Consider the following 13,813-nt stretch of genomic DNA (forward strand, 5'->3'; position numbering starts at 1 on the left):
ATTAGACCGTGTGCTTCACAAAAGCGAAGTGCTGAATCTAAGTGGTGATAGTTATAGGATCAAGCATCGACAGACCATTTTTAGGTAAAAAGTGTTCAAAATAAATTAACGAAATTTGTTCAAAAGTACTTGACGGTTACAAATAGGGCCCGCCACATCTGCAGCAGTAGCCAAAACGAGCAAAATAAAGGCGAAAACCAAGGTTTTCCTATGGGGCTTTAGATAGTAAAGCAGCCTGAGTATGGTCCTTCCTTGTCCGCTCAAGTCAGTTTGGGGTTCCATATCATCTGAGATAAGGGTACTCATGCCTGCCGACCCCCTTCGCTAATCAAGCTTTCAAGTTGCTGTGCCCGATAGGTTTCCGCGTACCACCCTTCCCTTTCCATCAGTTGTTCATGAGTTCCTCGCTCACTTATTTCCCCTTCTTGAAGAACAAGGATGAGATCGGCATGTTCAACAGCACTGAGGCGATGGGTAGAGATCAGAGTGGTTTTTTGACTGCGGTTATTTTTTAGTTGCTGAAGGATTTGTTTTTCTGTCTTTGCATCGACAGCGGATAAGGAGTCATCCAGAATTAGGATTTCCGGTTGCAGAAGTAGGGCTCGTGCGATAGAAATTCGTTGTTTCTGTCCCCCTGACAAGGTTACTCCCCGATCTCCCACAAGTGTCTCATATTGATCTTCAAAGCGTTCGATATCTTCATGAATGCAGGCAATTTTAGCAGCTTGAGTTATTTCCGCGAGACTAGCATCCGGCTTTCCTAAGGCAATATTCTCAGCAATGGTGGTCGAGAAAAGAAAATGCTCCTGAGGTACATAGCCGAATGATCTACGCAAGGTGTCCAAAGATATGTCTTGGCTAGAGACCCCACCTATGAAAATATCTCCTTCTATCCCAGCAAATTCACGCAATAATACCCTAAAAAGTGTCGTTTTACCACTTCCCGTTTTACCTACTACGCCAAGGGTCTGCCCTTCCTTTAAGGTGAAGTGGATATTCTTCAGCTCAGGATTCAATTGAGATGGATATGTAAATCGCTCGAGTTCAAAGATAATCTCACCACTGAGAATGGGTGTTGAGTGAAGATCACCCTCTAGACCTGAGTTCTCAACTGCGCAGTCTTTGACTTCTGATTCAACCTTAAGCAAAGCACTGACCCGATCATATGAGGCTCTTCCCCGTTCCATAATATTAAATAACCAACCAAAGGCCAGCATCGGCCAAATAAACTGTCCTAAATATAGGGTAAATTGGGTGAGCTGGCCAAGGGTCAGTTGCTGCTGAACTACTTCATAGGACCCAAAGGATACAGCAAGAAAAAAAGAGATTCCGACAATCATCATAATTGTTGGATCATAAAGCGAGTCAACCACAGCTACTGCTTGATTCTTTTTTACCACGTCATCGGAAATGTTACGAAAGCTTTCGATTTCTGCTTCTTCTTGGCCGAAGGCCTTCACCACACGAACTCCAGAGATATTCTCCTGAACTTTATCATTAAGATCGCCGAAGGCTTCTTGTGCTTTAAAAAATCGATCATGAAGCAATGTTCCGTAATAGCTAGAGACCCAAGCCATTATAGGCATGGGCAATAGGGTTATTAACGTCAACTTCCAGCTGATAAACATGACCATCGAAAATACAACAAAACTTCCAGTCACAAGAGAATCGACGAGGGTCAACACTCCCATCCCCGCTGTGATTTCAATCGCTTGAATATCATTAGTAGCATGAGCCATTAAATCCCCAGTTCGCTGCTTTTGATAGAAGCTTGGCGACATTCGTGTAAAGTGCTCGAAAAGCTGTTTGCGCAGCATACGGCTAAGACGTGCAGCTGCCCCAAAAATCAAGATGCGCCAGCTATAACGGAGGAGGTAACCGAGAACTCCTAGACCCAATAGTGTAAATAACCAAGGCCAAAGGACTTCACGGGTTAAGGTCTGATGGGTAACCCCATCGACTATTTTGCCGACGATATAGGGTGGGTAAAGATTAATTGCGGCGACAATGACTAATATAATGATGCCAGTAATATAGCTTGTTTTTTCCTTTATAAAGAACCACATTAAATCTAAGAATAAACGCATAATGCACCTCAAGCGCTGACGCTATTAATACCTAACATTGAATCAATCGTATGATTGAGATTCGAAAATATAATAACATATTTTAGATACAAGTCCCATTATTAGTTATAATTCCTATTAAAAATAAATAAAAACACCTGCCGTCCATAAGCAGGTGTTTTTCCATTGTTCGCATGCACTTAAAAAGTGCGTCTCAATGTCAGCTCGTGATTCAGTTTACTCTTACTGTAGTGTTTTGTCAAGGCGAAGAGTATTGAGTTGGTTGATAATTCTAGGTTCGCTCTTTCGAATTTGCCTTGCCAATCTTATCATTGTCATGAGCATCAAATGGCGGAATCTTATCGCCAGGATTTAAGTCCTTTTTATGGATGACTTGAACAATTTTGTTTCTTTCTTTTGGCTTTGACATGGTGTTCCTCCTTTGTTTTGAGTTATCCTTGTGGTTAGAGTACCCTAAGAAATTAAAATTATTTTAGAAATATATTTTGCACTATTGGTAGTTTAGATATAAATTAGAATTATAATGTCTTAACTAATCTATGATCTTAAGATAATACCATTGAAAATGAATCGGAGGTTTTTGTATGGCTTTACCACCTTTTTTACGACCCTTGGAAGCTTATGATCCCATCCTTGCTCAGGAAATAGAGAAAATTGTTTCCCTTTCCTTTCAAAAAAGCACTCTGGATGAAAGAACAAGAATTTTAATAACTCTTGCCCTGGATGCTGCCTTAGGGGCCTCAGAAGGGGTAGCTAATTTAGCCGGTCAAGCTCGTAGATTGGGAGTCTCTGATCAAGAAATTGCGGACACATTGCGTTTAGCATACTTTACTTCAGGCTGTTCAACTCTGACGACTTCCTTTGCAGCCTTCGAAAAAAAGGAGTAAGGATATGAGTATCGCACAAGATCTTTGGCCCTTAGGAGCTCTATATGTATTATTGAATTGCCTGGGCTTTTTCCTCATGGGACGAGATAAATATCTTGCTCGTAGAAACCGCTGGCGAATTCCTGAGAAGTGGTTCTTTACTTTAGCTTTTTTGGGCGGTGCTTTGGGAACTTTACTGGGAATGCGCGTTTTCCGGCATAAAACCAAACATAAGCTCTTTACTTGGGGAATTCCGCTTCTTTTGATATGGAACATAGTAGTGATCTACGAGATATGGAAGTACATATAAAGTAGAGGAAACTGCTATTTTAAACCATAGTTCCAACCCATAAGTCCTCGCTTCAGGTGTAAAATCTGACTAAAATCATTTTTTAGAAGTATTCGCAGGGCAGCAGGGCTTCTTCCACCTGAAGCGCAATGAACTAAAACCGGCTTATCCTTATATTTTTGTAGTTCCGATAATCGAGTGGATAATTCTCCAACCGGAATGGATTTTGAACCTGAGATATGCCCTTTCATATATTCATCTTTCGTGCGTACATCGATGATGACGACATCTTTGTTCGATTTAATTAATTCATACGCTTCTTCTGCCGTTAAGTTTTTGATCGCTTTATTATTGGCTGTTGAGAATCTGCGCAGAAACAAAAATACAATAATGACCGCTGCAATGATCAGATAAAGATTATCCATTTAATCCACCCCTTCTTACTTCTTAGTTCTTACTTCTTCAGATTCATTTTTTTGTTTTTTAGTTTCTTGCTCTTAGTTCTTTATCTTCTTTGGGTTTTTGAGTATTTGGTTTTTTGTCCTCTGTTCCTTGTTCGTTTTTTGTTCCTTGCTTGTAGACTATTTCTAGACGCTTCATCTTTTTAAGAATTTGAGATCAATTTGTATGATATATATCATATACCCCAAGGGGGTATAATGCAAGTGCAAAATAATGACATTCGTTGGGAAGTCAATAAAACTAGTCTTGTCATTGGTTTTATGTGAACTTCAGGAATTGCTTTAACTTCATTACATACAAAGCATGTCCCAAATACGAAGGCGCATTCGTATTTGGGACATGCTATATTTCACACTCAATATTTCAGTCTATTCGGGATCTTTTGCCAAATCGGATGGTATTGGATATATCGAATTCTTATCCTTCTTTTTTTGGCTTAGTTCATAACAGCTTCGCATGCGTTTGGATGCCCAACGCATTTCTGTTGCCACCACACCAATTTCCATCGTAGCACGCAGAAAGTAGACCCCACTAAAATTCTTTTGCCATAAGTCCATTACTTGATCAAATTCACTCCAATAGGCTTGATCAAGGGTTCTAAGTGGCGTAGCCGGTGGGTATGTAAAGCTGAGATAGAGCTGATCCCTTAGAGCTGCTAAATTATCTTTGCCAACGAGAATGTAATCCAAAAGGCTTTGGAATTCCTGAGTAATGTGAGTACCCATTTGTGGGGGAGCATCCGGCGCCTGGCGCCTCTTAACCCTTTGACGGGTCATTTCTTCGATATTCTCGCCGCGTTCGATAAAGCCTCGACAAAGCTCCAAGAGCCGTTCCATCAGTTGCATTTTGTCTTGGGTGTTGAATTCCTCTCGAGCATGCTCATAGAGGTTTGTAACCTGTTCCAATCTCTCTTCGAGATGAGTTGGTTTTGGCTTTTCATAATTACTCAGTGTCGTAGATTCTACGTAGTGTACGAGACTATTTAAAAAATAAATCGAGGAATCATAAAAAAGAGAAAATAGCTTTTCTTTAAAATTTCTCTTATAACGTGGTGGCGCAAGAACACGGTTAATTATAAGGGCTACAGCAAGCCCGATAAATATAGACAAAGAGCGTGAAAGTGCGTGCTCCAAAAATTGCTCATAAGGCGCATCAAGAATAAAGATGATGGAGACAATTCCAGGATTTACGCCACTCCAGCCCATACGATTGGAAATGGCAATCATTAAAATGACGGCTAGACCAATAATATATGGATTCGTTCCCAAGGTTAGGCCAAGCACGATGGCTAGTGCAATGGCAATAATGTTAATCAAGACCTGCTCCCAGGCGTTGGTTAAGGCCTTACTCACCGAAGGCTGCATATTTATAGCTACTGTAATAGCCGCAAAGTTTGCTGGTTCCACGGAAAAAAGCTGACAAATCAGTAGGGCAATGGTTACGCCCAAGCCCGTCTTCAGAATTCGGGGACCAAACCATTTTCTTAGGGTAGAAAACAGGAGAACCACCCTTCCTTCTATGTAATTAGCATATAGTATGCTAGTGAAGATGCGATATATGTATCTTGAGTATAGTCCTGAGAAGAAACTTTGACAAGAGCTCTTCATAATTCTGGAATCTTGGTAAAAAAAGCTAACCCAGGATTAGATCCTGGGTTAGTCGAATTGAACATCATTAACGGCCTTGATAATCAGTGGTCGTTTTTGCGAGAAAAGCCTTGCACCCGTTCTTTTGGTCCTCCGTACTAAAGGTTTGAGCAAAGACCTCGGCTTCATAGGCCTGACCGCTTAATAAATCTAAGTTTTCTCCTTTGACAATAGCACTCTTTGTTAATTGGACTGCAATCGGTGCTTTGGACGAAATCTTTTTTGCCATGTCAATTGCCTGTCCTAGTAGCTCTTCTTTGGGATATATTCGGTTCACTAAACCCATGCGAAAAGCTTCCTCAGCGTTAATTATGTCAGTTGTCAATAGAAGCTCACTGGCGCGGCCACTACCTACTAAACGCGGGAGCCTTTGTGTACCGCCGAAGCCTGCCAAGATTCCAAGGCCCACTTCCGGTTGGCCGAATTTGGCGTTTGTGCTCGCTAGACGAATATCACAGGCCATAGCTAATTCCAAGCCACCCCCCAAGGCAAAACCATTAACGGCAGCAATAACGGGCTGTGGAAGGGTTTCGATGAGGTTCATCAATTTATGCCCTAATTGACTAAAATGCCTTGCCTCAATTGGGCTCTTTTCACTCATCTCCGCAATATCCGCCCCAGCCACGAAAGACTTCTCGCCACTTCCTGTCAGGATGACGGCTCGAATGTTTGAATCAGCCGCTAACTCATGAAATCCATGGGTGAGCTCCTGTATCGTTGCCGAATTTAGTGCATTCAATGCCTTGGGCCGGTTGATAGTAATTATTGCTATCTGGTCCTGATAATCAATGAGTATGTTTTCATAGGTCATATCCTCATCCCTGCCTTTCAACTATGAGGCTGATTCCTTGGCCACCTCCGATACATAATGTGGCAAGCCCACGGCGGACCTTACGCCGTTTTAATTCGTGTAATAAAGTTACAAGGATACGGGTGCCAGAGGCTCCAATCGGATGACCAATGGCTATCGAGCCGCCATTGACATTCGTTTTTTCACTCTCTAAGCCAAGCTCCTGTGTAACGATAGCTGCTTGGGATGCGAAAGCCTCATTGGCCTCGACCAGATCAATGTCTTGAATTGTTAAACCGGCCTTCGCCAATGCTTTACGAGTAGCCGGAATAGGTCCGGTACCCATGATGAGGGGATCGACCCCGGCTGAAGCCCAAGAAGTAATTTTGGCAAGGATGGGTAATCCCATTTCCTCGGCTTTTTCTCGAGACATTACTACAATGGCCGCGGCTCCATCATTGATTCCCGAGGCATTTCCCGCTGTCACTGTGCCATCCTTTTTAAATGCTGGGCGTAGCTTCGCTAAACTTTCTGCTGTTGCCCCAAAACGTGGGAACTCATCTTGATTAAATACAAGGGGATCACCCTTCTTTTGGGGAATTTCCACGGGAATGATTTCTTCAATGAATCTTCCTGATAGGATAGCCTCCTCAGCTCTGGTTTGACTACGCAAAGCAAGTTGATCCTGGTCCTCTCTAGTAATGTTAAATTGTTCTGCGATGTTTTCCGCTGTCAATCCCATATGGATATCATGAAAGGCATCAGTTAAGCCATCGACAATCATGGTATCCACTACGCTGCCATTTCCCATTCGATATCCTTTTCTAGCTTTAGGCAATGCATAGGAAGAAGAAGACATGCATTCCATACCACCGGCAACAATAATATCTGCATCTCCTGAGATAATAGCTTGAGCAGCACAGATAACGGATTTAAGTCCTGAGCCACACACCTTATTTACGGTCCAGGCAGGAACTTCTTGAGGAATTCCTGCTTTCATGGATGCTTGGCGGGCAGGATTTTGCCCTGCCGCTGCACTAAGAACATTTCCCATAATAACTTCTTGAACATCACTTGGTTGCAGCTGGGCTCGTTTTATGGCTTCTTTAATCGCGATTGCTCCAAGCTCCGCTCCACTAAAGCTCTCTAATGCACCACCAAAAGAACCGACAGGTGTTCTCGCTGCACTGACAATTACAACTTCTTTCATGATTCTCCTCCTAAAAATACTGTTTTCCCCTATAGAGCAAGCTTATGGGTTCTTTTCCAAATTCCCATTTGTTCTGCTTCTTTTATCAAATCCTCGCGGAAATCGGGATGGGCAACTGATATCAGGGCTTCCGCACGTTCCCAGGTGGTCTTTCCCTTCAGATTTACAATGCCATACTCAGTGACGATATAGTTGACCATGGCACGATGTGTCGTCACAATGGCTCCCGGAGTTAAGGTAGGTTTAATGCGTGAACACAACTCGCCATCCTTTTTCTGATATGTGGACTCCAAGCAAATAAATGATTTACCCCCTTTAGAATGGTATGCCCCTAAGGTAAAGTCGACTTGACCTCCAGTACCGCTAATATTGCGGGTGCCTGAAGATTCTGAACATACTTGACCAAATAAATCAAGCTCTACGCAATTATTGATAGCAATAAAATTATCGTGTTGAGAAATTACAAAAGGATTATTTACATAGTCTACCGGATAGATTGCACAGCTCGGGTTATTATTAAGATAATCGTAGGTTTTCTGGGTTCCCATGCAAAAAGTATAGACTGCCTTATAAGTATCGAAACGCTTGCGAGCTCCAGTTACTCGACCAGCTTCCATCATCTCGACGATGGATTCTGTCATCATCTCGGTGTGAATTCCCAGATCCTTAAGGTCCGATTGGGCGATAATCTTCCCCATGGCATTCGGCATACCGCCAATTCCAAGTTGAATACAACTTCCATCAACAAGTTCAGGCATAATAAACCCGGCAATTTTGTTATCATTTTCCGTAGGGGGCACCGATCCAACCTGGGGCATTGGCCATTCTGTTTCGATAACATGATCCACCTCGGAAATGTGGATACCTTCTTCTCTACCACCCAAACAGCGCGGAATACTTGGATTAACTTCAAGAATAATCTTTTTAGCCTTTTCACAGATTGCTTTGCTGTGTGAGACTTGGGGGCCAAAGTTAAAATAGCCCTTTTCGTCCATGGGAGTCACCGGAAGCATTGCTACATCAACATCGAGAAACTTACGATAATAGCTTGGCAACTCATTATAAAGCATAGGAATATACCAACATGCCCCTTGATCATGAAGCTTTCTATCAAGACCACTAAAATGCCAATTATTTAAGATAAAATGCTTTGCTTCCGGATCCGCCTTGACTACCTCGGGCATTCTTGTTGAAGTAGTTGCTCGTATCTTGACATCTGTAAGTTCATCCTTACGCGCCGCTAGAGCTTTGTCTAAGGCAACTACCTGACCGGTAAATGAGCCATACTCTACCCAGTCTCCTGACTTGACAACGCCTACGGCCTTCTCGGGTGTAGTAAGTTTCTTTTGGTACTCTGCATAAATATCCATATCTAACCCCTCCTGCTTTTCTTTTTAGCCTGTGATTTTTTACATCTGACATTGATTTTTTACATTTTAGCTTGAATGATTGTGGGTTTCTCGGTTACCCATGGCTTAGTTATGGGAAAAATCGTTTTGCCATAGGCCGTATTTACAACGAGGGCTGATGAAAGATACATAGCCAGAATACCGGCGAAGAGAAGAGCATATCCAGCGATTGGTTTAAAGGAAGGGTCAAGAATTCCCAAGTCTAAAAAGGCTACTTGTACAACTGCAATATCAACCAGAACAACTGCCAGCGATAAGATACTAGTTGATTTAAAGTAAGCAGGAGTCCACATCACTAAGCAGAATGAAAGGACTAACCAAGCCCAACCATCAATGTGAGTATCTAAGGGTATCGACCATTGTTGAATCGCAGCAAAATACTTGACGAAAAACTCTAGCCCGCCAACAAGCATAAAGAATGCCGAAAAGTAAAGAAATACGTTTCCACCAACGATCTGGCCTTCTTTCAACTCAATAACGCCAACGATGACTTGTACGACAAAACCACCGATTAGCCAACATGCCATTAATGGCATAGCCCCCGCAGTTACCTTTCCGCTTAACAAAGCGAAAAAGGTGAAACAGGCAACACCTAGAGCGACAAGACCCGCAGGCGATGGGTTCGCCCATCCTCCTTGATTATTTGACATATGCTTTCCCCTCTCAATCATAACCTCAATTTTAGAAGCTCATTTTTTGGACTTCTTTATCATTTTTTATGAGATTGATACTATCCTGATAGAATTCAATGTCAGTCTGTTGCAAAAAACCTTGTTGTCAGATGTAAAATCACAGGCTAAAATTTCTTTTTTGTTTTTTGATTTTATTTTTAATTTGCGGACAGTGAATTTGCGAGATAGCTTAAGAAGGTATATTGTCAACTATCTTTTCATCCCTCCATTCAATGATTTAGGATATTCTCCCAGCGAGAATCTCAGCAATATCCTGCACTTTAATTTGATCTTCTGCTTCGCGAGTTGCTACTCCGTCATTGATCATGGTCAGACAGAAAGGACATGCCGTGCTCACTAAGTTTGAGCCCGTCGCTAAAGCCTCGTCGGTCCGCATTACATTGATTCGTTCTCCCTCATGCTCCTCTAGCCACATTCTTCCACCACCTGCTCCACAGCAGAAGCTCTTCTCATGATGACGAGACATTTCCAACATAGTAAATCCCGCAGCCTGAAGTAGGGTACGTGGCTCCTGATAGATTTCATGGTAACGTCCCAGATAACAGGAATCATGGTAGGTGACAGTTTGTCCTGCTTTTTTATCAAATTGCAGTCTTCCCGCTTGCATAAGCTCATTTAAGTATTGGGTATGATGGACTACCTCGTATTGACCCCCGAACTCGGGATAATCCTGCTTTAAGACATTGAAACAGTGTGGACATTGGGTAACAATTTTCTTAACTCCGTAACCATTCATGACTTCAATATTCTCGGAAGCTAACGAGTAGAAAAGGTATTCGTTTCCTAAACGACGTGCGGAATCTCCACAGCATTTTTCCTCATTGCCTAGGATCGCAAAATTAACGTTGGCTTTTTGCAGGAGCTTCACGAAGGCCGCCGCTACTTTTTGATTACGAGTATCAAAGGCTCCCGAACAACCCGGCCAATAAAGGATTTCTGCCTCTGGATTCTCTTCTAGAGTCTTGACCCCTAGGCTTGTTAGGAATTCAGCACGGTTGCTCCAGCCAATCCCCCAAGGGTTCCCGTTATTCTCCATATTCTTAAAGGCCAGCTGGGCTTCTGAAGGGAAACGACTTTCCATGAGCACTAGGTTACGACGCATATCAATGGTTTTATCCACATGCTCAATAAAGATGGGACATTGTTGTTCACAGGAGCGACAGGTAGTACAAGCCCAAAGGTCATCCTCGGCTATTACTTCGCCGATGAGCTGACGTAGTCCTAATTCCTCTTCACTAGGTACTTCTGCTGCAACAGCGACTTCCTCTGTCGTCTCATGAGCTCCTGCTAGGGCAGGTTTGGCATTATTGTGTTCCTTTAAGGCCTTACCCATTTCCCCCATATAAGCACCCATATCTTGGATCACCTGTTTGGGGTTCAGGTGCTTGCCACTTAAATAAGCCGGACAATTATCTTGGCATCTACCGCAACGCAAACAAGCATCCGTGTTAAAAAGTGTCTTCCAGCTAAATTCGCTAAGCTTACTTTTACCATAGGTTTCTAGGCTCTCATCCTCAAAGTCGATCTTTTCAGGTACCCCAATCGGTCCATGCTTACGTAGGAATTGATTAGCTGGTCCGAGTAAAATATGGGAAAGCTTTGAATATGGAAAATACCCGAAAAAGACCATGACCAGGATAAAATGAAACCACCACAGGAAACTATGGATTCCCTCTAAGGTTTCTACACTAAAGCCTTGGAAAAACGGTGCCATAGCATAGCCAACGAAGGCATAGACCCCCCACGGATCGGTAGCAGCCGCCATACGCACAGCCTGGATAACGAAACCGGTAACCAAAATGGTTAAGATCAGCACTAAAACGATAGCGTCGTCCTTTTTATTGTCAAGTCGATCCGGGCGTTGTACATAACGTCGCCAAATAGCCATAAGAATACCAAAGATGGCCAGTAATCCAAAAGCATTGGCGGTAATTTTGATGAAGATATATAAACCGCCGTTAAAGACATTGACGCCGAAATCAGCCTGTAGGGCGACAATCGTTGTCGCAAACATCAAAAGAAGAAAACCCCAGAAGATGGAAAGATGCATCACTCCCGGAAAACCATCTTTTATGATCCTTTTATGGCCTATTCCATAGACAATGACATCACCAATTCTCTTTCCGAGATTTTGCCAACGGTTCTCTGATTGTCCTAAACGCCATAATTTTAAGCGCTGATAAAAACCATAACAGAAAAAACCGAGAGCTATGACTAACATGGGGTATATCAGCCAATGGTTTTCTATGTTCCAGTAAAGCTCCCGAGTCGCCATATCCTTTACTCCCCTTCCCATATCTCTAATTCCGTATCGGTACCTCAAACTTCCAACCCGAAGCATTAACCCTCAATATATCCACTAAATTTATATATTCGCAATTTTCTGGATATTTAATGGCCTAGGGTACTGTCGTTCGACAGCACCCTACCCTATTTGATTTATTCCCTGCTGGTTAAGGTGAACTCCCGCTTACACGCTGCTTGAGGGGGTGAGTTCCGCTATATGCAGGCCTTATTCGTTGACTAATTTCTTGAATTCTTCGGTAAGAAGTGGCACAACTTCAAACAAATCCCCGACAATCCCGTAGTCAGCAACATTGAAAATGGGGGCATCAGGATCTTTGTTGATTGCAATAATGACTTTGGAAGCTCCCATGCCGGCAATATGTTGGATGGCTCCACTAATTCCACAGGCAATATATAGGGTCGGTGCTACAATGCTACCTGTTTGCCCGACTTGGAATTGATTATCGATCCATCCAGAATCTACTGCTGCTCTAGAGGCCCCTACAGCTGCTCCCACTACATCAGCTAAATCCTCGAGAATTGTGAAATTCTCTTTAGCTTTCATGCCACGGCCACCGGAGATAACAATATCTGCTTCCGTCAGTGCAGGACGGCTGGTGACGATGAGGGCCACATCCTTCAAAATGACTTTTAAATCCCCAGGATCAATTTCCGCAGCTACTTCTATGACCTCAGCTTGTCGGGTAGGATCCGGTTCAGAAGCGACAAAGGATTTTGCCCGAACAGTAGCAAGAAGTGGCTTGGTTAGAATTTCTACAAAACTAAAGGCACTTCCGGTGAAGACCGGACGCTTGAACAGAAGGAATTTCTCTTGATTCACTTCGATGTCGATGATATCAGAGGCTAGACCCACTCCTAACCGTTGAGCTAAACGTGGTGCTAGATCTTTAGCTAACGCTGTATGACCCATCAAGAAAGCTTGGGGCTCTTCATTGCGAAGTAGCTTGGTTAGCACTGAGGTATAAGCACCTGTCGTATATTGTGCTAGTTGTGGTGAGTCCAGCAGGTAAACTTTATCCGCTCCATACTCGGCTGCTTCCTTCGCTAGATTGGCAACCTTCTCACCGATGATGACAGCTACCAGCGGCTCTCCTGTTTGATCAGCAATTTTGCGACCTTGACTTAATAATTCAAAGGATATCTTGCGAATTTTTCCGGCTGCTTGTTCAACAAATATCCATATTCCCTTTGGCATAGTACTCGCTCCTTTACTTTGTTCGTCATCCGATTAGAGAACTTTTGCTTCTTCACGCAGTAAGCGTGCTAGGAGACTTGCTGCTTCTGCAGGTTCTCCAGGAAGCTTTTTGCCCCCTTGTCTAGGGATGGGCAAAGTAAATTTCAAGACCTTCGCCTGAACTGCCAGATTAGAAGCATCTAGTCCCAAATCGCTCAGTTTTAGTACAGTTAAGGGTTTCTTTTTCGCTTTCATAATTCCGGCGACCGATGGATAACGGACTTCATTAATTCCTTGCACTACAGTGATTACAGCTGGTAGCGTTACTTCAAGTGTTGCTAGTCCACCGTCGATGACCCGCTTAGCAGTGGCAAGACTTTCGTCAATATCGAGTTTAGTGACACTGCTGATGGAAGGTAGCTCCATTTTCTCCGCCATACGTACAGCTACTTGAGCTGAGCCATTATCTGTATCCATTACTCCGGCGAGGACGATGTCATGGGGTAAGGTTTGTACCGCTTTGGCAAGGATAGTAGCGGCCATGCCTTCATCCACTTCACCCAAGGCAGGGTCATTGATTTGAACGGCTTTGTCCGCTCCCATAGCTAAGGCACTGCGAACAGCGGCTGTAGCTTGGTCTCCCCCCAGAGTAACAATGGTTACTTCGCCACCTAATCTCTCCTTGATACGTAACGCTTCTTCAATGGCGTATTCGTCCAAGGGGTTGATGACTAAAGTGACTCCATTGGTGTCAATTTTCCCATCACTATTTAAGACAATTTTTGCTTCAGTATCTACCGTTTGTTTCATTAATACAACGATGTTCATAAGGTACCCCCTTGTTGGATTTCCCTGTGTTACTCCATTCTCTTGATACCAGT

At 43.2% G+C, this 13,813-nt stretch carries 15 protein-coding genes; 3 read left to right on the plus strand and 12 right to left on the minus strand.

Going from position 1 to position 13,813, the window contains the following annotated elements:
• Window positions 1-10 precede the first annotated feature (10 nt).
• Complete coding sequence (locus AAC978_RS14955; protein WP_341548904.1) at window positions 11-88, plus strand: hypothetical protein; 78 nt, start codon at window positions 11-13, stop codon at window positions 86-88.
• A gap of 17 nt (window positions 89-105) precedes the next feature.
• Here AAC978_RS14955 and AAC978_RS14960 read toward each other — a convergent pair whose 3' ends face one another.
• The 3 genes from AAC978_RS14960 to AAC978_RS14970 all read right to left on the minus strand — a co-directional run bounded on the left by AAC978_RS14960 (window position 106) and on the right by AAC978_RS14970 (window position 2,496).
• Window positions 106-306: a hypothetical protein gene (locus tag AAC978_RS14960; protein ID WP_341548909.1), complete on the minus strand. Its 201-nt coding sequence runs from the start codon at window positions 304-306 to the stop codon at window positions 106-108.
• Window positions 303-2,087, minus strand: coding sequence for an ABC transporter transmembrane domain-containing protein (locus AAC978_RS14965; RefSeq protein ID WP_341548870.1), 1,785 nt, complete (start codon window positions 2,085-2,087; stop codon window positions 303-305). The genes AAC978_RS14960 and AAC978_RS14965 overlap by 4 nt, the downstream gene beginning before the upstream one ends.
• Window positions 2,088-2,358: 271 nt before the next feature.
• Window positions 2,359-2,496, minus strand: coding sequence for a hypothetical protein (locus AAC978_RS14970; protein ID WP_341548871.1), 138 nt, complete (start codon window positions 2,494-2,496; stop codon window positions 2,359-2,361).
• A gap of 175 nt (window positions 2,497-2,671) precedes the next feature.
• Here AAC978_RS14970 and AAC978_RS14975 point away from each other — a divergent pair, with 175 nt between their 5' ends.
• Both AAC978_RS14975 and AAC978_RS14980 read left to right on the plus strand, forming a co-directional pair.
• The gene (locus AAC978_RS14975) at window positions 2,672-2,974 is read left to right on the plus strand and encodes a carboxymuconolactone decarboxylase family protein (protein ID WP_341548872.1); all 303 of its coding nucleotides are present in this window, start codon (window positions 2,672-2,674) and stop codon (window positions 2,972-2,974) included.
• 4 nt (window positions 2,975-2,978) lie between these two features.
• Window positions 2,979-3,263: a DUF1294 domain-containing protein gene (locus tag AAC978_RS14980; protein ID WP_341548873.1), complete on the plus strand. Its 285-nt coding sequence runs from the start codon at window positions 2,979-2,981 to the stop codon at window positions 3,261-3,263.
• Window positions 3,264-3,277: 14 nt separating this feature from the next.
• Here the strand turns inward: AAC978_RS14980 and AAC978_RS14985 are convergent, their stop codons facing one another.
• From AAC978_RS14985 to AAC978_RS15025, 9 genes are all read right to left on the minus strand, one after another.
• Complete coding sequence (locus tag AAC978_RS14985) at window positions 3,278-3,667, minus strand: rhodanese-like domain-containing protein (RefSeq protein WP_341548874.1); 390 nt, start codon at window positions 3,665-3,667, stop codon at window positions 3,278-3,280.
• A 405-nt stretch (window positions 3,668-4,072) separates the two neighbouring features.
• Window positions 4,073-5,212, minus strand: coding sequence for an FUSC family protein (locus AAC978_RS14990; protein ID WP_341548875.1), 1,140 nt, complete (start codon window positions 5,210-5,212; stop codon window positions 4,073-4,075).
• 166 nt (window positions 5,213-5,378) lie between these two features.
• Window positions 5,379-6,161, minus strand: a complete 783-nt coding sequence (locus AAC978_RS14995) for an enoyl-CoA hydratase-related protein (RefSeq protein WP_341548876.1) — start codon at window positions 6,159-6,161, stop codon at window positions 5,379-5,381.
• Window positions 6,162-6,165: 4 nt separating this feature from the next.
• Window positions 6,166-7,350, minus strand: coding sequence for an acetyl-CoA C-acetyltransferase (locus AAC978_RS15000; RefSeq protein ID WP_341548877.1), 1,185 nt, complete (start codon window positions 7,348-7,350; stop codon window positions 6,166-6,168).
• Window positions 7,351-7,379: 29 nt separating this feature from the next.
• Window positions 7,380-8,720 (minus strand): acetyl-CoA hydrolase/transferase family protein, encoded by a 1,341-nt coding sequence (locus AAC978_RS15005; protein WP_341548878.1) that lies wholly within the window; start codon window positions 8,718-8,720, stop codon window positions 7,380-7,382.
• A 59-nt stretch (window positions 8,721-8,779) separates the two neighbouring features.
• Window positions 8,780-9,409: an acetate uptake transporter family protein gene (locus AAC978_RS15010; RefSeq protein ID WP_341548905.1), complete on the minus strand. Its 630-nt coding sequence runs from the start codon at window positions 9,407-9,409 to the stop codon at window positions 8,780-8,782.
• A gap of 259 nt (window positions 9,410-9,668) precedes the next feature.
• On the minus strand, window positions 9,669-11,726 hold the full coding sequence (locus AAC978_RS15015; RefSeq protein ID WP_341548879.1) for a heterodisulfide reductase-related iron-sulfur binding cluster: 2,058 nt from the start codon (window positions 11,724-11,726) through the stop codon (window positions 9,669-9,671).
• Window positions 11,727-11,963: 237 nt separating this feature from the next.
• A complete protein-coding gene (locus tag AAC978_RS15020) occupies window positions 11,964-12,953 on the minus strand; it encodes an electron transfer flavoprotein subunit alpha/FixB family protein (protein ID WP_341548880.1) in 990 nt (329 codons plus the stop codon).
• 33 nt (window positions 12,954-12,986) lie between these two features.
• A complete protein-coding gene (locus tag AAC978_RS15025; protein ID WP_341548881.1) occupies window positions 12,987-13,760 on the minus strand; it encodes an electron transfer flavoprotein subunit beta/FixA family protein in 774 nt (257 codons plus the stop codon).
• Window positions 13,761-13,813 lie beyond the last annotated feature (53 nt).

This window comes from Desulfitobacterium sp. THU1 (genome assembly GCF_038181555.1).
In the GTDB taxonomy this organism is placed as follows: Bacteria; Bacillota; Desulfitobacteriia; order Desulfitobacteriales; family Desulfitobacteriaceae; genus Desulfitobacterium.

Bases quoted from the DNA above. Each gene is read 5' to 3' on its own strand.
- AAC978_RS15025 (WP_341548881.1), bottom strand. From the start codon at position 13,760: ATGAACATCGTTGTATTAATGAAACAAACGGTAGATACTGAAGCAAAA.
- AAC978_RS14965 (WP_341548870.1), bottom strand. From the start codon at position 2,087: ATGCGTTTATTCTTAGATTTAATGTGGTTCTTTATAAAGGAAAAAACA.
- AAC978_RS15020 (WP_341548880.1), bottom strand. From the start codon at position 12,953: ATGCCAAAGGGAATATGGATATTTGTTGAACAAGCAGCCGGAAAAATT.
- AAC978_RS14995 (WP_341548876.1), bottom strand. From the start codon at position 6,161: ATGACCTATGAAAACATACTCATTGATTATCAGGACCAGATAGCAATA.
- AAC978_RS15000 (WP_341548877.1), bottom strand. From the start codon at position 7,350: ATGAAAGAAGTTGTAATTGTCAGTGCAGCGAGAACACCTGTCGGTTCT.
- AAC978_RS14970 (WP_341548871.1), bottom strand. From the start codon at position 2,496: ATGTCAAAGCCAAAAGAAAGAAACAAAATTGTTCAAGTCATCCATAAA.
- AAC978_RS15005 (WP_341548878.1), bottom strand. From the start codon at position 8,720: ATGGATATTTATGCAGAGTACCAAAAGAAACTTACTACACCCGAGAAG.
- AAC978_RS15010 (WP_341548905.1), bottom strand. From the start codon at position 9,409: ATGTCAAATAATCAAGGAGGATGGGCGAACCCATCGCCTGCGGGTCTT.
- AAC978_RS14960 (WP_341548909.1), bottom strand. From the start codon at position 306: ATGAGTACCCTTATCTCAGATGATATGGAACCCCAAACTGACTTGAGC.
- AAC978_RS15015 (WP_341548879.1), bottom strand. From the start codon at position 11,726: ATGGCGACTCGGGAGCTTTACTGGAACATAGAAAACCATTGGCTGATA.
- AAC978_RS14980 (WP_341548873.1), top strand. From the start codon at position 2,979: ATGAGTATCGCACAAGATCTTTGGCCCTTAGGAGCTCTATATGTATTA.
- AAC978_RS14975 (WP_341548872.1), top strand. From the start codon at position 2,672: ATGGCTTTACCACCTTTTTTACGACCCTTGGAAGCTTATGATCCCATC.
- AAC978_RS14985 (WP_341548874.1), bottom strand. From the start codon at position 3,667: ATGGATAATCTTTATCTGATCATTGCAGCGGTCATTATTGTATTTTTG.